18 protein-coding genes are annotated in these 19315 nt (G+C 72.9%); 7 read left to right on the top strand and 11 right to left on the bottom strand.

Annotated elements, in window-relative coordinates:
* The first annotated feature begins 15 nt into the window (after positions 1-15).
* Positions 16-1170, top strand: a complete 1155-nt coding sequence (locus tag ACSMXR_RS06680; protein ID WP_137233857.1) for an LLM class flavin-dependent oxidoreductase — start codon at positions 16-18, stop codon at positions 1168-1170.
* Positions 1171-1193: 23 nt separating this feature from the next.
* Here ACSMXR_RS06680 and ACSMXR_RS06675 read toward each other — a convergent pair whose 3' ends face one another.
* The 6 genes from ACSMXR_RS06675 to ACSMXR_RS06650 all read right to left on the bottom strand — a co-directional run bounded on the left by ACSMXR_RS06675 (position 1194) and on the right by ACSMXR_RS06650 (position 7744).
* Positions 1194-2126: an alpha/beta fold hydrolase gene (locus ACSMXR_RS06675; RefSeq protein WP_137233858.1), complete on the bottom strand. Its 933-nt coding sequence runs from the start codon at positions 2124-2126 to the stop codon at positions 1194-1196.
* 116 nt (positions 2127-2242) lie between these two features.
* A complete protein-coding gene (locus tag ACSMXR_RS06670; RefSeq protein WP_137233859.1) occupies positions 2243-3694 on the bottom strand; it encodes a peptidoglycan D,D-transpeptidase FtsI family protein in 1452 nt (483 codons plus the stop codon).
* Between the two features lie 90 nt (positions 3695-3784).
* Positions 3785-4447 carry a response regulator transcription factor gene (locus ACSMXR_RS06665; RefSeq protein ID WP_381849026.1) on the bottom strand — a complete coding sequence of 221 codons (663 nt, stop codon included), beginning with the start codon at positions 4445-4447 and terminating at the stop codon, positions 3785-3787.
* The gene (locus ACSMXR_RS06660) at positions 4444-5766 is read right to left on the bottom strand and encodes a sensor histidine kinase (RefSeq protein WP_473171417.1); all 1323 of its coding nucleotides are present in this window, start codon (positions 5764-5766) and stop codon (positions 4444-4446) included. Before ACSMXR_RS06660 ends, ACSMXR_RS06665 begins: the two co-directional genes overlap by 4 nt.
* The gene (locus ACSMXR_RS06655; protein WP_473171416.1) at positions 5763-6872 is read right to left on the bottom strand and encodes a hypothetical protein; all 1110 of its coding nucleotides are present in this window, start codon (positions 6870-6872) and stop codon (positions 5763-5765) included. The genes ACSMXR_RS06660 and ACSMXR_RS06655 overlap by 4 nt, the downstream gene beginning before the upstream one ends.
* A gap of 101 nt (positions 6873-6973) precedes the next feature.
* Positions 6974-7744, bottom strand: a complete 771-nt coding sequence (locus ACSMXR_RS06650; RefSeq protein ID WP_030088694.1) for an IclR family transcriptional regulator — start codon at positions 7742-7744, stop codon at positions 6974-6976.
* Positions 7745-7946: 202 nt separating this feature from the next.
* On the opposite strand from ACSMXR_RS06650, the gene ACSMXR_RS06645 reads away from it, so the two are divergent.
* The 5 genes from ACSMXR_RS06645 (at position 7947) to ACSMXR_RS06625 (ending at position 13653) form a co-directional block, all read left to right on the top strand.
* A complete protein-coding gene (locus tag ACSMXR_RS06645; RefSeq protein ID WP_364890512.1) occupies positions 7947-9467 on the top strand; it encodes an aldehyde dehydrogenase (NADP(+)) in 1521 nt (506 codons plus the stop codon).
* Positions 9464-10075: a DUF1349 domain-containing protein gene (locus tag ACSMXR_RS06640; protein ID WP_473171415.1), complete on the top strand. Its 612-nt coding sequence runs from the start codon at positions 9464-9466 to the stop codon at positions 10073-10075. The genes ACSMXR_RS06645 and ACSMXR_RS06640 overlap by 4 nt, the downstream gene beginning before the upstream one ends.
* A 34-nt stretch (positions 10076-10109) precedes the next feature.
* Positions 10110-11666, top strand: coding sequence for a hypothetical protein (locus ACSMXR_RS06635; protein ID WP_473171414.1), 1557 nt, complete (start codon positions 10110-10112; stop codon positions 11664-11666).
* Between the two features lie 111 nt (positions 11667-11777).
* Positions 11778-12491 carry a DsbA family oxidoreductase gene (locus ACSMXR_RS06630; RefSeq protein ID WP_473171413.1) on the top strand — a complete coding sequence of 238 codons (714 nt, stop codon included), beginning with the start codon at positions 11778-11780 and terminating at the stop codon, positions 12489-12491.
* 103 nt (positions 12492-12594) lie between these two features.
* The gene (locus ACSMXR_RS06625; RefSeq protein ID WP_473171412.1) at positions 12595-13653 is read left to right on the top strand and encodes an aminotransferase class V-fold PLP-dependent enzyme; all 1059 of its coding nucleotides are present in this window, start codon (positions 12595-12597) and stop codon (positions 13651-13653) included.
* A gap of 39 nt (positions 13654-13692) precedes the next feature.
* Here the strand turns inward: ACSMXR_RS06625 and ACSMXR_RS06620 are convergent, their stop codons facing one another.
* Positions 13693-14199: a MarR family winged helix-turn-helix transcriptional regulator gene (locus ACSMXR_RS06620; protein ID WP_098026700.1), complete on the bottom strand. Its 507-nt coding sequence runs from the start codon at positions 14197-14199 to the stop codon at positions 13693-13695.
* Positions 14200-14394: 195 nt separating this feature from the next.
* Between ACSMXR_RS06620 and ACSMXR_RS06615 the strand changes: the two genes are divergently transcribed.
* Positions 14395-15465, top strand: coding sequence for an alkene reductase (locus tag ACSMXR_RS06615; protein WP_381849040.1), 1071 nt, complete (start codon positions 14395-14397; stop codon positions 15463-15465).
* Here the strand turns inward: ACSMXR_RS06615 and ACSMXR_RS06610 are convergent.
* The 4 genes from ACSMXR_RS06610 to ectB form a co-directional block, all read right to left on the bottom strand.
* On the bottom strand, positions 15441-16475 hold the full coding sequence (locus ACSMXR_RS06610; RefSeq protein WP_473171411.1) for a VOC family protein: 1035 nt from the start codon (positions 16473-16475) through the stop codon (positions 15441-15443). The genes ACSMXR_RS06615 and ACSMXR_RS06610 overlap by 25 nt on opposite strands.
* Positions 16476-16575: 100 nt before the next feature.
* Complete coding sequence (gene thpD, locus ACSMXR_RS06605; RefSeq protein ID WP_137233870.1) at positions 16576-17469, bottom strand: ectoine hydroxylase; 894 nt, start codon at positions 17467-17469, stop codon at positions 16576-16578.
* 3 nt (positions 17470-17472) lie between these two features.
* Positions 17473-17871, bottom strand: a complete 399-nt coding sequence (locus ACSMXR_RS06600; protein ID WP_006123624.1) for an ectoine synthase — start codon at positions 17869-17871, stop codon at positions 17473-17475.
* Between the two features lie 89 nt (positions 17872-17960).
* On the bottom strand, positions 17961-19223 hold the full coding sequence (gene ectB, locus ACSMXR_RS06595) for a diaminobutyrate--2-oxoglutarate transaminase (protein WP_473171410.1): 1263 nt from the start codon (positions 19221-19223) through the stop codon (positions 17961-17963).
* Between the last annotated feature and the right edge of the window lie 92 nt (positions 19224-19315).

Genomic DNA, 19315 nt, shown 5'->3' with positions numbered 1-19315 from the left:
CGCTTCGGAGAAACGATGTCCCTGACCTTCCACTGGTTCCTGCCCACCAACGGCGACAGCCGCCATGTCGTCGGCGGCGGCCACGGCACCCCGGTCACGGCGGCCGGCGGCGACCGCCCGCCGACGGTCCGCTACCTCGCCCAGATCGCCCGCGCCGCCGAGGACCTGGGCTTCACCGGAGCACTCACCCCCACCGGGGCCTGGTGCGAGGACGCCTGGCTGACCACCGCGATGGTCAGCCAGCACACCGAACGCCTGAAGTTCCTCGTCGCCTTCCGCCCCGGCTTCGTCTCGCCCACCCTCGCCGCCCAGATGGCCTCCACCTACCAGCGGCAGACCGGCGGACGGCTGCTGCTCAACGTCGTCACCGGCGGCGAGAGCCATGAGCAGCGCGCGTACGGCGACTTCCTCGACAAGGACGCCCGCTACGCCCGTACCGGCGAATTCCTGGAGATCGTCCGGCAGTTGTGGGACGGCAAGACCGTCGACCTGGCGGGCGAGCACCTGCGCGTCGAGCAGGCCCGGCTCACCCGGCTCCCCGACCCCGTGCCGGAGGTCTACTTCGGCGGCTCCTCCCCGGCCGCCGGGCAGGTCGCGGCCCGCCACGCGGACGTCTACCTCACCTGGGGCGAACCGCCCGCCCAGGTCGCGGAGAAGATCGCCTGGATCAGGGGGCTCGCCGCCGAACAGGGCCGTACCGTACGGTTCGGCATCCGGCTCCACGTGATCACCCGGGACACCTCCGAGGCGGCCTGGGCCGAGGCGGACCGGCTGCTGGCGGGCTTCGACCCGGACACCGTGCGGGCGGTCCAGGAGGGCCTGGCCCGCAGCGAGTCCGAGGGGCAGCGGCGGATGCTGGAGCTGCACGGCGGCGGCCGGGACGGTCTGGAGATCCACCCCAACCTGTGGGCCGGCATCGGGCTCGTCCGGGGCGGCGCGGGCACCGCGCTGGTCGGCAGCCACAGCGAGGTGGCCGAACGCATCCGGGAGTACCACGCCCTGGGCATCGACGAGTTCGTGCTCTCCGGCTACCCGCATCTGGAGGAGGCGTACTGGTTCGGCGAGGGCGTGCTGCCCCGGCTGGCCGAGGCGGGACTCTGGGCGCACCCGGCGGGGCCGGTCCGCGCGGGCGGCGGCGCGGAGATCCCGTTCGCGGGCGGGGCGCGGTAGCGGTCGGCCGTGGGCGGTGCGCGTCAGCCGTCGGCGCCGACCGCCAACCGCCGGATCTCCTCCGCGAGTTCCGCCGGCGAGGTGGTCAGCACCATGTGGTCCGCCTCCGGCAGCACCACATGCCGTCCGTGCGGCGACTGCCGGGCCCGGTACGCGTGCGAGGCCGTCGCCCGGTCCCGTACGGACTTCGGCATGCCCGGCGACACCCGGCCCGCCGACACCACGGTGACCGGCAGCCCCGCCAGACCCGGCGGGTTCTCCAGCAGGGCCCGCAGATCGCCCGCCGCGTCCTCCAGCTCCCGGCCCCGGGTGCGGGTCATGGCGACGGTGTAGCCCTCGGCCCGCATGTCGGCGGCGGCGTCGGGCGGCAGCGTGGCGGTGAGCGAACGGTAGGCGCGGCCCAGCAGTCCGAGCCGGGCCAGCGCGACCGTCGCCAGCTGCCCGATCCGCTCGGTCCGCCGCATCGAGGGCCGGAACAGCAGGTCGCACGACTCGTCGGTGGGGTCGACGAGCACCAGGCCCGCCACCCGGGCGGGCTGCGCGGCGGCCGCCAGCCGCACCAGCGGCCCGCCCCAGCTGTGTCCGACGAGGAGGAACGGACCGCCGGGGCCGACGCGGTCGAGGTGGTCCAGCAGATCGCCGAGATCCCCGGCGAGCGCGTCCAGCCGCCGCGAGACCCCGGCCGGGGCCGCCGGACTGCGGCCGAGCCCGCTGCGGTCGTACACCACCGTCGGCGCGACCTCGGCCAGTTCGGCCTGGGCGCCCGCCCAGTAGGAGCGGCCCGCGGCGAGCCCGCCCTCGAAGACCACGGTGGGCCGGCCGTCCGCTCCGGCGGGGCCCGGCAGCCACTGGTAGTACAGCTCGCGCCCGTCGCGGGTACGGGCCCGGCCCGCCTCGCCCTGGCTGTGGGCGGGGGCGTCGGCTTCGCGCCCCGTACCGTGCTCCGCCGGAGCCATCCCCGTACCTCCCACACGTCCGTACGCCGGCACCTTGGCACATTGGCGCCCCGGGACCGTCCGGGGCGCCAAGTAAGGGAAGGGTAACCTAAGTCAGAGCTTTCCGGGGTGTTCGCTCACCGCTCCAGCGCCGCTTTCATCATCTTCTGCGCGATCGGCGCGGCCAGTCCGTTGCCGCTGACCTCGGAGCGCGCCGAGCCGGAGTCCTCGACGATCACCGCGACCGCGACCTCCTTGCCGCTGCTGTCGTCCTTCGCGTACGAGGTGAACCAGGCGTACGGGGTGTTGCTGTTGTCCACGCCGTTCTGCGCGGTGCCCGTCTTTCCGCCGACCTCGGCCCCGGCGATCCTGGCGTTGGTGCCGGTGCCCTCCTCGACCACGGTCACCATCGCGCTGCGGAGCTGCTCGGCGGTCTCCTCCTCGACCACGCGCTTCGTGTCGCCGTCCTCGGTCTCCTCCAGCACCGTGCCGTCCCCGTCGGTCACCTGGGACACCAGGTGCGGCGCGGCCAGCTCACCGCCGTTGGCCAGCGCGGCGGAGACCATCGCCATCTGGAGCGGGGTCGCGGTGACCTCGAACTGGCCGATCCCGGTCAGCGCCGTCTGCGCCTTGTCCATCCCGGTCGGATACACGCTCTGCGCCGCCCGCACCGGGACGTCCAGCTTCTCGGTGTCGAACCCGAAGGCGTCGGCCATCTCCTTGACCTTGTCCTGGCCGAGGTCGGCGGCGGCCTTCGCGAAGACGTTGTTGCAGGAGTACCGGAGCGCGGTGCGCAGGGTCGCGTTCTCGCAGGGGGCGGACGCGTTCTCGTTGCGCAGCACCGTGCTGGTGCCGGGCAGGGTGTACGGGTCGGGGCTGTCGGTGCGCTCGTCGACCGAGCCGTAGAGACCGTTCTCCAGCGCCGCCGCCGCGACCACCAGCTTGAACGTGGAGCCCGGCGCCAGCGGCTGCCGCAGCGCCCGGTTGACCAGCGGCTTGTCCGGGTCGTCCAGCAGGGCCTGCCAGGCGTCCCCGTCCGTCGTCCCGCTGATCTTCGAGGGGTCGTACGAGGGGGTGGAGACCATGCCGAGGATCCGGCCGGTCTTCGGGTCGATGGCCACCGCCGCGCCCTTGTCGTCGCCGAGCGCCTCGTAGGCCGCCTTCTGGACGCCCGGGTCGATGGTGGTGAGGACGTTGCCCGGCGCGGCCTGCTTGCCGGTGATCAGGGCGGCCGGGTTCTTCAGCCGGTTGTCCGTGCCGTCCAGGACATCGCCGTAGATGCCCTCCAGCTGGGTCGCCCCGTACGCCTGCGAGCTGTAGCCGGTGACGGCCGCGTACAGCTCGCCCTGCGGGTAGGTCCTCTTGTACCGGAGGTCGCCGCCACTGGTCCCCTTCGATCCGGTGACCGGCGAACCGGCCACGATGATGTCCCCGAGCGGCTGCGCGTACCGCGCGATGGTGTTCCGCCGGTTGTGCTCGTCGTCTGCGAGCGCCTTGGCCTGGTAGCCCTGCACCCACGTCGCCCGCACCAGCAGGGCGAGCACCATGAGCAGACAGAAGACCGAAGCGCGCCTGATTGTCTTGTTCATCCCGCTGGAGGGACGAGCGGCGGCGTTCCGCCCGTTCCCGGTTGTGCCGCTTCTCACCGATTTCTCACGCGGCCCACCGGCCCGTGACGCTCAGCCCGGGGTGATGAATCCGGACTCGTACGCCGCGATGACCGCCTGGGTACGGTCCCGGGCGCCCGTCTTCGCGAGGACCGCCGCCACATGGGTCTTCGCCGTCGCCGGGCCCACCGCGAGCCGGCCCGCGATCTCCGCGTTGGTCAGCCCCGCCGCCATCAGCCGCAGCACGTCCGCCTCCCGCCCGGTCAGCCGCGCCACCCACGCCGGGGCCCCGGCCGCCCGCCGGGCGGTGTGCTCGGCGGCCAGCGTGCGCACCGCCGCCGGGTAGAGGAGCGAGTCGCCGCACGCCACCAGGCGCACCGCCTGCACCAGCTCCTCGGCCGCCGCCCGCTTCAGCAGAAACCCGGCCGCCCCGGCGCGCAGGGCCTCGTACACATACGCGTCGTTCTCGAAGGTCGTCACGACGACGATCCTCGGCGGGTCCTCCAGCGTGGCGAGGATCTGCTCCGTGGCCCGGATGCCGTCGATCTCCGGCATCCGCACGTCCATCAGCACCACGTCGGGCCGCAGCTCCCGCACCACGGAGACGGCCTCCGCACCGGTGGCGGCCTCGCCGACGACCTCGATGCCCTCCTCGGCGTCCAGGATCACGCGCAGCGCCGTACGCACCATCCGCTCGTCGTCCGCGAGCACCACCCGCACCGGAGTCCCCCTCATCGCCGCTCCTCGGTCCGCCCGGCCGTGTCCGGCACCGGGCCCCGTGTCATCACCGTCAGCGGCAGCCGGGCGGTCAGCCGCCAGACGCCGTCGTCCGCCCTCGGCCCCGCCCCGGTCCGGCCGCCCAGCAGGACGGCCCGCTCCGCGATACCGCGCAGCCCGCGGCCACCGCCGGGACGGGCCACGGCGGGCCGTTCGCCCAGCGGATTCTCCATCACGATCTCCAGCTGCGCTTCCCTCTCCCGTACCGCGATCAACAGCCGCACCGGGGGCGGGTCGCCGCCGCCGTGCCGCAGGGCGTTGCTCAGCCCCTCCTGGACGATCCGGTACGCCTCCCGCGAGACCACCGGGTCCACCACGCCCGGATCACCCGGATCGCCCTCCCGCTCGTACGCCACCGGCACCCCGGAGTACGCCAGCAGCCCGTCGAGCGCGTCCAGCCCCGGCCCGTACGCCGTGTCCGCCGCGTCGTCCGGCTCCCCGTCCTGCCGCAGCAGCCCCAGCACCGAGTCCAGTTCGCCGACCGTCCGCCGTGTCGTCTCCTCGATGGCGGTCAGCGCCTCCCGGACGAACTCCGGATCGCGGTCCAGCACCCGGCGCGCCGCCCCCGCCTGAAGGGTCACGGCGCTCAGCGCATGGCCCACCGAGTCGTGCAGCTCCCGCGCGAGCCGGTTGCGCACCGCCAGATCCGCCGCGCGGCGCTCGGCGGCGGCCAGCCGGTCCTCGGGCGTCGGCCCCAGCAGCACCGGAGCCCGCCGGGCCAGCGCCTCCCCGGCCACGGCGGCGACCAGCGCCAGCGCCACCAGCATCGCGAGCCCGGCGAACGGCGCGAGGGCCAGGACCCACGGCTCCCGCAGCACGCGGGGCCCGTCGAGCAGCCAGCTGCCGCGCAGCCCCCGGAAGAACGGCAGGGCGGCCACCGCCACCGCGAACGGCGGCAGGGTGAGCGTCGCCCCGCTGACGATCCCGCCGAGCGCCAGATGCAGCGTGTACCAGCCGGCGGTACGCACCCGGGCCTGCCGGGTCCGGGCGGGCCCGTCGGCCAGCAGCACGGGCGGCACCCCGCACAGGGCGCGGGCGGCGGCCACGGACAGCGGCCGCACGAGGGCGAAGAAGCCGGTGACCGCCGCCATCGGCAGGGCGAGGCCGAACGCGACGAACTGGGCGGGAGCGGAGGAGAAGACCGGTTCCCCGCCGTTGACCATGCCGACCAGGACCGTGCCGACGAGGAAGTACGGCATCAGCAGCGCGCCGCCGATGATCAGATGCAGCCAGCGCAGCCGCGCCCGCCGTCCGAACAGCGCGGCGAGCGGCTTCATGACACCCGGCTGCCGGATGACGGGGCAGAGACAGCTGAGGCGGCAGGGGCGAGCACGGGGGCCCCGGCAGTCGCGGGCAGCGCGGAGTCCGCTGCCGCGCGCTCCGCGAAGAAGTACGCGCCCAGCGTCGCGACGAGCGCCCCGGCCAGCATCTGGCCAGCGTAGGTCACCGTCATCGTCGCCGTCGGCAGGTCCGCCGCCTCGCCCGCCCCCATCAGCGCGGCGATGCTCAACCAGCCGCCCCAGCAGGCCATTTCCGCCGAGCCGGCCCAGACCAGGACGAGCGGCAGACGCAGCGGGAGCCGGCCGGTGCGCCGGAAGGCGAGCAGCAGCACCCCGACGACGGTGACCACGACGAAGAGCAGGTTGACGGCCTCCAGGACGTAGAAGTCGCTGGTGCGGTCCGCCGCCCGGCCCGCGTTGAGCCCGGCGGTCGAACCGCCGGCCCACAACAGATGGGCGATGCCGGGCAGCAGGGCCGCCAGAGCGGCGGCGACGGCGGTCGCGCGCAGGGCGGGCGTGGTCGGGCTCTCCGGCAGATCACGGAGCCGCCCCTGCCACAGATGGCCCCAGCGCTCCTTGGCGTACAGCGCGAAGAGGGCGCCGAGGGCGAGGCCCTGGACGATGAAGCCGCCGTAGACCACGCCGAAGACCCACGGGTCGAGGAACGGCTCGGAGGCCCCCTCGCCGACCGGCCGCCCGTCGCCGCCGCCGAGGAGCCTGACGAGCAGCTGGAGCGGGAAGCCGGTCATGATCGGCAGCAGCAGCCCGCTCGCCACCCACATCGGCACCACCAGCAGCCAGGCGGGCACCCGCCGGCCCCAGGGCCGGGTGAGCAGCAGGGCGAGGACGATGACGGCGGCGTCCATCAGCACCGTGACCCCGTTGGCGACGCGCAGCGCGGTTCCGCCGTCGAGCAGCGGGCTGCCGTCCGGGACACCGACCCGACCGCCCGCCATCCAGGCCGCCTTGAGCCCGATGTACGGCAGACAGGACACCATGGCGACCGCCCGGAGCACGGCCCGCGCCCGGCCGACGCGGTACGGGGACGCCTCGGGCGGTTCGGTGGGGTACGGGGACGCCTCGGGGGGCCGGTTCGCTGTCATGCACCCAGAATTCCGCGCCGGCCACCGTCCGCACGTCCTGCCCGCCGACGATCCGTCTCCGCCGCACGGGGGAGGCGCCGGAGCCGGGCGTCACCCGGGGGTCAGAGCCTGCGGGTCGCGAGGGTCAGCCGGTCCCGGGCGTCGAACAGGGCGTCCTTCACCATCTGTTCGTGCGCCGGGGTGAGCCGGGCCACCGGCACCGAGCAGCTGATCGCGTCGCGCGCGGGCGTCCGGTAGGGGATCGCCACCCCGAAGCAGCGCAGGCCGAGCGTGTTCTCCTCGCGGTCCACCGCGTAGCCCTGCTCGCGGACCAGCCGCAGCTCCTCGATGAGCTTCTCGCGGTCCGTGATGGTGTGCTCGGTCAGCGCGGGCAGCGACTCGGGCAGCATCTTGCGGACCTGCTCGTCGCTGTGGGTGGCCAGCAGCGCCTTGCCGAGCGAGGTGGAGTGCGCGGGCAGCCGGCGGCCGACCCGGGTGAAGGGGCGCAGATAGTGCTGGGACTGCCGGGTGGCGAGATAGACCACGTTCGTCCCGTCGAGACGGGCCAGGTGGATGGTCTCCGTGGTGTCGTCGGACAGCCGGTCCAGGGTGGGCCGGGCGGCGGCCACGACCTCGTCGCCGTCGATGTACGACGTGCCGACGAGCAGGGCGCGGACGCCGATCCCGTACCGGGTGCCCGTCGCGTCCGTCTCCACCCAGCCCAGCTCCACCAGGGTGCGCAACAGCATGTAGAGGCTGGACTTGGGATACCCGACCGCCTCCTGGACGGCGGCCAGCGAGTGCATGCCGGGCCGCCCCGCGAAGTATTCGAGGAGCTCCACGGTCCGCACCGCGGACTTCACCTGTGCCCCACCGGACTCGGCGACCGACATCGCCCACGCCCCCTTCTCCAGCTTCTCCGCTTCCCGGCCGAACGCCGTCCGAAAAGCTCGCCACCACGATTGCCAACACGGAACGTACGGAAATAGAGTCCCAGCACATTCACGATCAGGAACTCTGTTCAGAATACCGAACACTTGCTGATCCGCGGCCGAGGACGGTCGGACGACGGCCGCAGGACGGGAGGGAATCACGGTGAGCGCAGCACCAGTCTGGAGTGTCGACCCCCGAACCGGGAACCCGCGTGAGCAGGTTGCCGTGGAGGCCACGGCCGAGGAGGTCGACCGCGTGGTCCGGGCGGCCCATGCCGCCCGCGACGCACTCGCCGACCGCGCGGCGCGCGCCGCGTTCCTGCGTACGGCTGCGGAGCTGCTGGAGGAGTCCGGCGAGCACATCATCGAGGCCGCCGACGCCGAGACCGCCCTCGGGCCGGCCCGGCTCACCGGTGAACTGGCCCGCACCGCCGCGCAGTTGCGGGCCTTCGCGGAGGTCGTCGACGAAGGCGCCTATCTCGACGTCCACATCGACCACGAGGACGGCTCCCGCACCCCGCCCTGGCCCGACCTGCGCCGCTACAAGATCCCGCTCGGGGTCGTCGCCGTCTACGCGGCCAGCAACTTCCCGCTCGCCTTCTCCGTGCCCGGCGGCGACACCGCGAGCGCGCTCGCGGCCGGCTGCCCGGTCGTCGTCAAGGCGCACCCCGACCACCCGGCCACCTCCGAACTCTGTGCCTCGGTGCTCCGCCGCGCCGCCGCCCGCACCGGGCTGCCCGAGGACGTGCTGACCTTGGTCCACGGCTTCGAGGCGGGCGTCGAGCTGATCCGCCATCCGCTGGTGAGCGCGGCGGGCTTCACCGGCTCGGTACGCGGCGGCCGCGCCCTGTTCGACGCCGCGGCCGCCCGCCCCGCCCCCATCCCCTTCCACGGCGAACTCGGCTCGCTCAACCCGGTCGTGGTCACCGGGACGGCCGCCGCCGAGCGCGCCGGGGAGATCGGTGCGGGGCTCGGCGGCTCGATGACGCTCGGCGTCGGCCAGTTCTGCACCAAGCCCGGCTTCGTCCTGGTCCCCGAGGGCGCGGCGGGCGACCAGCTCCTGAAGACCCTCACCGAGACGGTCAGCTCCACCGGCTCCGGCGTCCTGCTGGACCACCGCATGCGGGACGCCTTCGTCACCGGCGTACGGGAGCGGGCCGCGCTGCCCGACGTCGGCGCGCCCGTCACCCCCGGCGCGGGCGGCGAGCACACCGTCTCGGCCGGATTCCTCACCGTGCCCGCCGCCCGGCTGACCGCCGAGGGCCCGCACGACGCGCTGCTGGAGGAGTGCTTCGGCCCGGTCACCGTGATCGCCCGGTACACCTCCGTCGACGAGATCGCCGCCGTCCTGGCCCGGCTGCCCGGAAACCTCACCGCCACCCTCCACACCGCCACCGAAGGCCCCGACCCCGACGCGGCCCGTCTGCTGCCCGCCCTCACCCCGCTGGCCGGCCGCATCCTGGTCAACGCCTGGCCGACCGGCGTCGCCGTGGCCCCCGCCCAGCACCACGGCGGCCCCTACCCCGCCACCACGTCCACCTCCACCTCGGTCGGCGCGACGGCGATCGAACGCTGGCTGCGCCCGGTCACGTACCAGTCCACCCCCGAGGCGCTCCTCCCGCCGGAGCTGCGCGAGGACAACCCGCAGAACCTGCCCCGCCGGGTGGACGGACGCCGGGCATGACCCCGCACCTGGACGCCCTTCCCTTCGCCCTGGACGCGGCGGGCCCCGACGGACGCTGGACCCACGCCGACGGCGTACTGACGGGCAGGGCCGGACCCGGCCAGGACCTGTTCGTCCCCCCGTCCGGCGCATCCCTCGATCCGGCCTCCGACGCCCCGCGGCTGCTCGGCGCGGTGGGGGAGGGCGACTTCCGGCTGCTGGCCCGGGTCCGCCCCGGTCTGGCCTCGGCCGGTGACGCGGGCGCGCTGTATCTCCACGTCGGGGACCGCGACTGGGCCAAGCTCTGCCTGGAGCACTCCGCGGACCTCCCGACCGTCTGCACCGTCGTCACCCGGGGCCACTCCGACGACGCCAACGCCTTCGTGGTGGAGGAGGGCGTCTGCTGGCTCCGCCTCAGCCGCAACGGCAGCGCCTACGCCTTCCACGCCTCCACCGACGGCGAGACCTGGACCTTCGTCCGCGTCTTCACCCTCGGCACCGAGGAGGAACGAGCGGCCGCCCGCGTCGGCTTCCTGGTGCAGTCGCCCACCGGCGAGGGCTGCGGCACGGTCTTCGACCGGATCGCGTTCCTGCCCGGGGGAGTGGAGAACCTGCGCGACGGGCGGTGAGGACGGGGCAACGGGAGAGAACGGGGGGCGGGCCGTGACGGCGACGCCGAGATTCGACCAGCGGGCGATAGCCGTGGTGGAACTGACGGGAACGACGGTCGACTGCGGCGAGTTCGAGCAGGCGCTGGCGGAGAGACGCTGGCCGATTCTGCGGAAGGAGGGCGGCCCCTCCACGGCGGTGACCGCGCACAGGACCCACTACCTGCTGGAGTGCCGGTTCCCGGGGAGCCGCTTCAACGCCCGGCGCGGGGCACGGGAGCGCATCGAGGTGGTGGCGGACGAACTGCAGCTCGACCTCAACGTGGAGGTGACCGACCTCGTGGGCCGGGACCCCGAGGACCGGCCGGTGTGGTTCGCGTACGAGCGCCCGGAGCACCGGAACGTCACGAGCGGTACTCCGACGCGCTGGGAGCGATGGAAGAAGCGAGCCCGGCTGTGGTGCGAGGAACAACTCGCACCGCACCGCACGGGGCGTCGTATCACCGCTGTGTCACGCGTGCGCGCCCAGGAACTCGCGACCCGGACCCTTCCGGGCACGGCGACGCCTTCATCGCGTGTCACGGTTCGCCGGTCTGCGGCCGCCCCGGACCCGGAACCCGATGCCGTGCTCGGCCGGAGACGGCGGTCGGGCCGGCAGCTCGCCCGAATCGGCTATGCCGCGGCGGTCGTCCTGATCGCGTCGTCACTGATCGCGCGCCTGTGGCCTCAGGGCTTCGCCGCGTGGTGGGTGCTGGCCGTGGTGGTGGTGACGGCCCTGGGGCTGGCCGCCCACTCCCTGACCCACGTGCTGCCGGGCCGGCCCGGGGCCGCTTGCGGCGGGGCGCTCGCCCTCGGCACGGCCATGGCCGTCTTCGGAACGATGATCGAGCTCCGGTCCACCGGGGGGTGGGACGGGGCTCCGGGGTATCTGCTCCTTGCCGGTGGCTATGTGGTGTTCACGGGTATCCGCCTGCTGGTACGCCAGTGGAGCTGGCGTGTCGTCGCGCCATGGCTGCTCCCCGCGGTCCTGCCGCTCGCCCTGGGCTTCTTCCCGTCCTTGGGCCTCGGGCTGCACGCCTTCTATCTGGATGCCTTCGACCTGAACCTCGAAGATGTCGAGATCCCGAGGGTCTGGCAGTTCATCGCGACGGCCAAGCTGGGGCTCGCGGTCAACCTCTGGCTCATCGCTCTGGCCGGACTCGGATACATGCAGCACCTTCACTGGCGCGTGCGCGACAGATGGCTCAGCTATACCTTTCTGGGGTTCTGCTCGACGTTGTTGCTGATTTTCGGCGGCTGGAACCTGGGCCTCGAACCGGCGGGCCGCGCCGGTCTGGACGCGGTGAAGGCGGCGGAGTCGGGGCAGGCTCCCGAGGCGTACTTCGGCATCACCCCGGAATGGGTGTGCCTGCGCCCCGTCGGTCCGGCCGACGGCGTATACGTCGACGGCGGGGAGTTCCATCCTTCCCGCCCGTATCTGAGGGTCGGCGACGCGGGCGGGACCGTGGTGCTGTGGGATCGCGTCGAGGAGGGCGTGCTCAAGATGCCCATGAACAAGCTCCGCATCATCCCGGTGGACGGGCCTTCGGAGAACTGCGCCGCTCCGTCATGAATGGCTCCGGCACGGGAATCACCAGGCCGGATTCGGTGTTCCCACCGGTGACCTGACCTGCGGAGGCCCCTCCGCACGCCCTTCCCGCGACCCCTGGAGAGAAGAAGAGTCATGCGCGTCGAGATCTGGAGCGACATCGCCTGTCCGTGGTGCTACATCGGCAAGGCCCGCTTCGAGAAGGGCCTCGCGGAGTTCGCCCACCGGGACGAGGTCGAGGTGGTGCATCGGTCCTTCGAGCTCGACCCGGGGCGGGCCAAGGGCGAGACCGAGCAGGTCGTCGACATGCTGGCCGCCAAGTACGGGCGGACCCGCGAGGAGGCCGCCTCGATGGAGGCCAACGTCGCGGCCAACGCGCAGTCCGAGGGGCTGGGGTACCGCACCGAGGGCCGTGACCACGGCTCCACCTTCGACATCCACCGGCTGCTGCACCTGGCCAAGGCCCGGGGCCGGCAGGAGCTGCTGACCCTCGCCTACCGGGCGAACTTCGCCGAGGAGCGCTCCGTCTTCGACGACGAGGTGCTGCTCGCCCTCGCCGTGGAGGCCGGGCTCGACGGCGACGAGGCCCGCGCGGTGCTCGCCGACCCCGAGGCGTACGCGGACGACGTGCGGACCGATGAGCGCGAGGCGGCCGAACTGGGCGCCAACGCCGTGCCGTTCTTCGTTCTCGACCGGCGGTACGGGATCTCCGGCGGCCAGCCGTCGGAGGTCTTCGTCCAGGCGCTGGAGCAGGCCTGGAAGGACCGTCCCGCCACCGCGCTGACCACCGTCGGCGGGGACGCGGCGGGCTGCGACGCGGACGGGGCCTGCGAGGTCCCGGGGAGCTGAGCTCCGGCGGTCGCGGTTCATCGGCGATGCATAAGCGATCCTTGGGTGCACCCCTTAACTCTCGGTAATTGACTTTGGGTTGAGGGGGCTCCAGGGTGGACGCATGACGATCCTCGCGCCCATCCAAGCCGCAGCCGTCGAATTCGCGCCCGAGGTCACCTACCTCAACACCTCCAGCTGGGGTCTGCTGCCCCGCCGGACGATCGCCGCCGTCAAGGCCCTGGCCGACGAGAACGCCGTCGGCCGGCGGGAGGGGGCGGGCAGCTTCGACGCGGTCGAGGCCGCGCGGGTCGGGTTCGCCCGGCTCGCCGGGGTCCACCCGGACCGGGTCGCCACCGGCGGTTCGGTCACCGTGCACGTCGGCCTGATCGCCGCTTCACTGCCGCCCGGCGCCGAAGTCCTCTGTCCCGAGGGCGAGTTCGCCTCCGTGGTCAGCCCGTTCGCGCTCCGCGGTGATCTCCGCGTGCGGTACGCGCCGCTCGCGGACCTCGCCGATGCCGTACGGCCCTCGACCGCCCTGGTCGCCTTCTCCGCGGTGCAGTCGGCCGACGGCCGGGTCGCCGACCTCGCCGCCGTCCGCGCGGCCGCCGCGGCGCACGGGGCCCGGACCCTGCTGGACGCCACCCAGGCGGCGGGCTGGTTCCCGCTGGACGCCGGGGCGTACGAATACACCGTCACCGGCGGCTTCAAGTTCCTGCTCTGCCCGCGCGGTACGTCCTTCCTGACGGTCACCGAGGAGGCGCAGGACACGCTGCCGCCGCTCTTCGCCGGCTGGGTCTCCGCCGGCGCGCCCTGGGCGAACAACTACGGCCCGCTGGAGCGCCTCGCCCCGACCGCCCGCGGCTTCGACGAGCCGCCCGCCTTCCTCTCGTACCACGGGGCGGAGCACTCCCTGGAGCTGCTCGCGGAGGTCGGCCCCGACGCCCTGTACGCGCACGCCACCGGGCTCGCGTCCCGGCTGCGCGCCGGGCTGACCGGGCTCGGACGCGAGGTGGTGCCCGGGGAGTCGGCGATCGTCTCCGTACCGGGGCTGCAGGGCCGTCGGGACGATCTGATGAAGGCCGGGATCGCCGTCTCGGCCCCGGCCGGGAATCTGCGGATCTCCTGCCACCTCTACAACACCGAGGCCGATGTGGACCGGGTGCTGGAGTTCCTGGCCTGATCGCTCCGCGTGCGTCTGCGCGTCTGTGCGCTGTACGACTCAGCGCCGGTCGGGGCAGTCCGCGGTCTCCCGGCAGAGGTTCTCCTCGACCTTCGCCAGCAGCCGCGCCAGCTCCGCGCGCTCGGCCGGGTCCAGGCCCGCGAGCGTGTGCTCCTCCAGGCTGCCCCAGGCGGCCTCGACCGCGGTGTGCAGCGCGCAGCTCTCGTCCGTCGCCTCGACCAGTACGGCCCGCCGGTCGGCCGGGTCGGGGCGGCGGCGCACATGCCCGGTCTGCTCCAGCCGCTGCAGCATCTTCGTGACCGTGGACGGGTCCAGCTCCAGCGACCTGATCAGCTCCGTCTGACGGACCGCCCCCCGGTCCCACAGGTGCATCATCAGCAACTCCTGCCCCGGGTAGAGCTCCACCCCCTTGAGTGCTTTGCCCGCCGCGATCCGGTGCAGCCGGGCCACCCGGGAGACGGCGTGGCTCACGGGCCCGCTGAGCGCCGCCGTGGGCAGCGCGTCGGTACAGGACTCTTCCGCGGGGGCGGCGTGGCCGGTGGTCATGGCGGGCTCCTGGGGTCCTCGGGCCGGACGGGCCCTGGCGGGGGCTTTCGGTGGCGGCTTCCGATGATGCCCGACCGAATGCCGGACTGAACGGCCGACGGTTTCCCACGACTTTACCTTGGTCGGCCAATGAATGGGCTATGGTGGCCGTCGGCGCCGATGCTTGGCCGACCACATACTTTCTTGGGAGCCTTCATGACCACCGCTTTCGACCCGATCGACCTGTCCGGCACCCCGCTGGCCAACCGCATCGCCCTGGCCCCGATGACCCGCAGCCGGGCCGGTGAGGGCGGCACCGCCACCGAGCTCACCGTCACCTACTACGCCCAGCGCGCCTCGGCCGGCCTGGTGATCACCGAGGGCATCCAGCCGTCCGTCGTGGGCCAGGGCTACCCCTCCACGCCCGGGCTGCACAGCGCCGAGCAGGTCGCCTCCTGGCGTACGGTCACCGACGCGGTGCACGCCAAGGGCGGCAGGATCTTCGCCCAGATCATGCACGCGGGCCGCATCGGCCACCCGGTCCTGCTCCCCGACGGCCTCGTCCCCGTCAGCGCCTCCCCGGTCAGGGCCGAAGGACAGGTCTACACCCACGTCGGCCCGAAGGACTTCGTCGAGCCGCACGAGCTGACCGACGCCGAGGTCCGCGCGACCGTCGCCGACTTCACCGCCGCCGCCCGCAACGCCGTGGAGGCCGGATTCGACGGGGTCGAGCTGCACGGCGCCAACGGCTACCTCATCCACCAGTTCCTCGCCCCCAACACCAACCGGCGCACCGACGCGTGGGGCGGCTCCGACGAGGCCCGCACCCGCTTCGCCGTCGAGGTCGTCAAGGCCGTCGCCGCCGAGATCGGCCCGGAGCGCACCGCACTGAGGATCTCGCCCGGAAACCCGTACAACGACATCGACGAGCCCGCCCCGGAGGCCACGTACACCGCGCTCGTCCGGGAGATCGAGCCGCTCGGCCTCGCCTACCTGCACGTCCTGGAGGCCGTCCCGATCCGCGAGCTGACCCTCGCCCTGCGCAAGGCCTTCTCCGGGACGTTCGTCATCAACGTGCACACCGAGGGCGCCACCGGACCCGACGACCACACGGTGATCGACGACGGCCTCGCCGACCTGATCTCCTACGGGGCGCTCTTCCTCGCCAACCCGGACCTGCCCGCCCGGCTGAAGGCGGGCGGCCCGTTCAACACCCCCGACCCGTCGACCTTCTTCGGCGGCGACGCCAAGGGCTACACCGACTATCCGGCGCTCGACGCCGTCTGATCCGCCGGGGGCCGCCCGTCCCACCGCCACGAGGTGCGGCGCGGGTGGTCCGGCAGCTCGGCGCGGCCGGTGGCCCACAGCAGGACGGTCCACCGGTCCCCGCCCGCCGGGGCGTCGGGGAAGAGCCGGGCCAGCACCCGGTCGCAGAGCGCGCCGGGCGGCGCCCACGTCAGCCCCAGGCCCTCGGCCAGGTCATGGGTGTGCACCAGGGTCTCCACCACACCCATCGCGGCGAAGCCCTCCGGGTCGGAGATCCCGTACCCGTGGTACGAGCGGACCCCGGGCGGCGTCGTCCGCGCCATCGAGGCCAGCAGCGCCCCGCTCGCCTCCAGCGTGGCCAGCAGCCCGGCGGGCCCGGCCTCCCGGTCGGCGAAGACCGCGTTGTGCGGGCCGCCCTCCCGGTCCGGCGCCCACCGGTAGGGCACCTCGCCGTCCAGCGGGGGCGTACGGGGGCCCAACTGCACCGCGTACGCGAACAGATCGTCGCTCAGGTGCTCCGCCGTCTCCCAGCAGGTCCACGTGAGGCTTCCGGCGGGCCCGTCCCAGCGGTCGGCCGGGGCCCCGGCCAGCACATCCACCGCGAGCCGCACCGCCGAGGTCACATCGTCGGCCGTCACCGGCAGCCGGGTGCCGGTCAGCGCCGCCCGCTCGGCGGCGGAGCACTCCACACAGAACTCGTTGCCCTCGGGATCGGCGAGCGTCGCCCAGCCCCGCCCGTTCGGTCGGCGGTGGTCGCCCACCAGCGTGGCCCCGAGCGCGAGCAGCCGCTCGACCTCCTCGTCCCGGGAACGGTCCTGCGGCTGGATGTCCAGATGGACCCGGTTCTTGGTCCGTTTCGGCTCGTCCACCTGTACGAAGAGGATCGCCGCGCCGGGCGCCTTGACCAGCGCCTCCGGATCACCGGGGGAGTCCTCGTCGGAGAGCGGGGCGCCGAGCACCTGGGCCCAGAAGGCGCCGAGTCCGTAGGCGTCGGAACAGTCGATCGTGATGTGGCGTACATGGGAACTCATGGCGGACACCCTCTCCGCTGACCCGGCCCCGGTCCAGCGAGTTACGCAGGCGGGGCCGGGACGGCGTACCGTCCCGGCCCCGGCTCTCCTGCGCGTACCGCTACTTCACCGGCGTGAAGTCCCGCGCCCCGATGAACTCGGGGCGGCGGATCGGAGCCGCGAAAGGCTCCTCGGCCGCGTTCTCCACGCTGTTGAAGACGATGAAGACATTGCTGCGCGCGTACGGGGTGATGTTGTCGCCCGAACCGTGCATGGCGTTGCAGTCGAACCAGGTCGCCGAACCGGCCTTGCCCGTGAAGAGCCTGATGCCGTGGCGGTCGGCCATCTTCGTCAGCGCCTCGTCGGACGGGGTGCCCGCGTCCTGCATCTGGAGCGACTTCTTGTAGTTGTCCTTCGGCGTCTCGCCCGCACAGCCGAGGAACGTCTTGTGCGAACCGGGCATGATCATCAGCCCGCCGTTGGTGTCGAAGTTCTCGGTCAGCGCGATCGACACGGACACCGTCCGCATGTTCGGCAGACCGTCCTCCGCGTGCCAGGTCTCGAAGTCCGAGTGCCAGTAGAAGCCCGAGGCCCCGAAGCCCGGCTTCACATTGATCCGGGACTGGTGGACGTACACGTCCGAGCCGAGGATCTGGCGGGCCCGGCCCACCACCCGCTCGTCGCGGACCAGCCCGGCGAAGACCTCACTGATCCGGTGGACCTCGAAGACGGACCGCACGTTCTGCGTCTGCTTCTCGACGATGGAGCGCTCGTCGGCGCGGATCGCCGGGTCGGAGATCAGCCGGTTCAGCTCCGCCTGGTAGACGGCGACCTCGTCCGGCGTGATCAGCTGCTCGATGCTGAGGAAGCCGTCGTGCTCGTAGCTCTGGAGGTCCTTGGCGACGATCGGACCCGGTGCGCCCGGCGCGGACCAGATGACCGGGTCCTGGCGGGGAGTGGTCATCTCGGCGGCGCCGCGCGAGGGGTACAGATCGGCGCGTACTTCGGTGGTCATGGTTCAGCCCTCCTCGGTCAGCAGTGGGTAGACACCGTTCTCGTCATGGTCCTCCCGTCCGGTGACGGGGGGATTGAAGACGCACACGCAGCGGAAGTCGGTCTTGGGCCGCATGGTGTGCCGCTCATGTCCGTCCAGCAGATACATCGTGCCGGGCGTGATCCAGTGCTTCTCGCCGGTCTCGTCGTTGGTGAGCTCGGCCTCGCCCTCGGTGCACAGCACCGCCTCGATGTGGTTCGCGTACCACATGGAGGTCTCCGTGCCCGCGTACAGCACGGTCTCGTGGAGCGAGAAGCCCACCTTCTCCTTGGCGAGCACGATGCGCTTGCTCTCCCAGGTGCCGGACGCGGCCTTCACATGCCGGTCGGTGTTCTCGATGTCACTGAACGATCGGACGATCACGGTGAGCGGTTGCCTTTCTCTTCTCTGCACGGGCCCCGGGCCTCGCGGCCCGGGACCTCTTCTTCTGCGCCTGCCCCGGGAGTACCGGGTCAGGCCGTCTCGCGGACGCAGCGGGCCAGCGTGCGCAGGCCCTCGTCCAGTTCCTCGGGGGTGATGGTCAGCGGCGGCAGCAGCTTGACGACCTCGCTCTGCGGGCCCGAGGTCTCCAGCAGCAGCCCCAGCTCGAAGGCGCGGGCGCATACCGCCGAGGCGCGCGCCGGGTCCTCGAACTCCATGCCCCACACCAGGCCCCGGCCGCGGAACTGCGCGGTCGGCTCCTCGGCGCAGATGGCCAGCAGCGTCTGCGCGACCTGCTCGCCGCGGGCCAGGGTCTGCTTCTCCATCTGGCCGTCCGCCCAGTAGGCGTCCAGCGCGGCGGCGGCCGTGACGAAGGCCGGGTTGTTGCCGCGGAAGGTGCCGTTGTGCTCGCCCGGCTCCCAGATGTCCAGCTCCGGCTTGAACAGGCAGAGCGACATCGGCATCCCGTAGCCGCTGATGGACTTCGACAGCGTGACGATGTCCGGGACGATGCCGGCCTCCTCGAAGGAGAAGAAGCCGCCGGTACGGCCGCAGCCCATCTGGATGTCATCGACGATCAGCAGCATGTCCTGGCGCTCGCACAGCTCCTTGAGCGCGCGCAGCCACTCGGCGCGGGCCACGTTGATGCCGCCCTCGCCCTGGACCGTCTCCACGATCACGGCGGCGGGCTTGTTCAGCCCGGAGCCCTGGTCCTCCAGCAGTCGCTCGAACCACAGGAAGTCGGGGACCGTACCGTCGAAGTAGTTGTCGAACGGCATCGGGGTGCCGTGCACCAGCGGGATCCCGGCGCCGGCCCGCTTGAACGCGTTGCCGGTGACCGCCAGCGAGCCCAGCGACATGCCGTGGAAGGCGTTGGTGAACGAGACGACGGACTCGCGGCCCTTGACCTTACGGGCCAGCTTCAGCGCCGACTCGACGGCGTTGGTGCCGGTCGGGCCGGGGAACATCACCTTGTACGGCAGGTCGCGCGGCCGCAGGATCACGTTCTGGAACGTCTCCAGGAACGCGCGCTTGGCGGTGGTCGCCATGTCCAGGCCGTGGGTGATGCCGTCGCGCTCGATGTAGTCGATCAGCGCTCGTTTCAGCACCGGGTTGTTGTGGCCGTAGTTCAGCGAACCGGCCCCGGCGAAGAAGTCCAGGTAGGAGTGGCCGTCCTCGTCGGTCAGCCGGGCGCCCTGGGCGCGGTCGAACACGGCGGGCCAGCCGCGGCAGTAGCTGCGGACCTCGGACTCGAGAGTCTCGAAGACGCTCAGTGCGGGCGGGGTGATGGTCACAGCGGATCTCCTGCGTGAGGGGGTGTGACGGGCGGTGGTCGAGTGCTCCCCGCCGCTCGGAGGCGGCCGGGACCGCGCCGGGTGGTCGGACG

The sequence above is a fragment of the Streptomyces sp. DSM 106670 genome, from assembly GCF_055792845.1.
This window is presented reverse-complemented; position numbering and strand designations above follow the sequence as displayed.

Excerpts from the sequence above, each read along its gene's own strand:
- thpD (WP_137233870.1), bottom strand. The coding sequence starts at position 17,469 with ATGACCACCGAAGTACGCGCCGATCTGTACCCCTCGCGCGGCGCCGCC.
- ACSMXR_RS06630 (WP_473171413.1), top strand. The coding sequence starts at position 11,778 with ATGCGCGTCGAGATCTGGAGCGACATCGCCTGTCCGTGGTGCTACATC.
- ACSMXR_RS06610 (WP_473171411.1), bottom strand. The coding sequence starts at position 16,475 with ATGAGTTCCCATGTACGCCACATCACGATCGACTGTTCCGACGCCTAC.
- ACSMXR_RS06680 (WP_137233857.1), top strand. The coding sequence starts at position 16 with ATGTCCCTGACCTTCCACTGGTTCCTGCCCACCAACGGCGACAGCCGC.
- ACSMXR_RS06640 (WP_473171415.1), top strand. The coding sequence starts at position 9,464 with ATGACCCCGCACCTGGACGCCCTTCCCTTCGCCCTGGACGCGGCGGGC.
- ACSMXR_RS06625 (WP_473171412.1), top strand. The coding sequence starts at position 12,595 with ATGACGATCCTCGCGCCCATCCAAGCCGCAGCCGTCGAATTCGCGCCC.
- ACSMXR_RS06670 (WP_137233859.1), bottom strand. The coding sequence starts at position 3,694 with ATGAACAAGACAATCAGGCGCGCTTCGGTCTTCTGTCTGCTCATGGTG.
- ACSMXR_RS06665 (WP_381849026.1), bottom strand. The coding sequence starts at position 4,447 with ATGAGGGGGACTCCGGTGCGGGTGGTGCTCGCGGACGACGAGCGGATG.
- ACSMXR_RS06660 (WP_473171417.1), bottom strand. The coding sequence starts at position 5,766 with ATGAAGCCGCTCGCCGCGCTGTTCGGACGGCGGGCGCGGCTGCGCTGG.
- ACSMXR_RS06615 (WP_381849040.1), top strand. The coding sequence starts at position 14,395 with ATGACCACCGCTTTCGACCCGATCGACCTGTCCGGCACCCCGCTGGCC.
- ACSMXR_RS06620 (WP_098026700.1), bottom strand. The coding sequence starts at position 14,199 with ATGACCACCGGCCACGCCGCCCCCGCGGAAGAGTCCTGTACCGACGCG.
- ACSMXR_RS06650 (WP_030088694.1), bottom strand. The coding sequence starts at position 7,744 with ATGTCGGTCGCCGAGTCCGGTGGGGCACAGGTGAAGTCCGCGGTGCGG.
- ACSMXR_RS06655 (WP_473171416.1), bottom strand. The coding sequence starts at position 6,872 with ATGACAGCGAACCGGCCCCCCGAGGCGTCCCCGTACCCCACCGAACCG.
- ACSMXR_RS06675 (WP_137233858.1), bottom strand. The coding sequence starts at position 2,126 with ATGGCTCCGGCGGAGCACGGTACGGGGCGCGAAGCCGACGCCCCCGCC.